This window comes from Klebsiella sp. TF21-TM, assembly GCF_019753495.1.
GTDB lineage: Bacteria > Pseudomonadota > Gammaproteobacteria > Enterobacterales > Enterobacteriaceae > Klebsiella > Klebsiella quasipneumoniae.
In genome coordinates, this window is record NZ_JAIJYL010000146.1 from 1 (window position 1) to 272 (window position 272).

The 272-nt window shown below is 49.6% G+C and carries 1 protein-coding gene; it reads right to left on the bottom strand.

Features of this window, described 5'->3' with window-relative positions; translation table 11 throughout:
- Positions 1-173, bottom strand: a 173-nt coding sequence (locus K5R89_RS27280) for a DUF4752 family protein (protein ID WP_064184949.1), incomplete at its 3' end; no start/stop codon positions are given.
- Positions 174-272: the final 99 nt, after the last annotated feature.

Consider the following 272-nt stretch of genomic DNA (forward strand, 5'->3'; position numbering starts at 1 on the left):
TTAAGCTCAAAGGCGTCATAAAACTCATTCACAGCCTTCTGGCGGCGAGATTCCTTACGACGCTTGTCCCACTGCCTAAGAGCATTTTTGGTAATCCACTGGCCTGTTTTAACCATGATATATGCCCATCCAAGAATGGCTAAACCGGTATTGAGATAAGTGGCGATGCTCATTTGTCGGCCCCCTCGCGCAGCTGCTTGGCGAAGTCATCAGCATGCCGTTCCGAGTTGCTACTGTAGAGTGAGATGTACTTTGCAAACTCCTCCACCCCA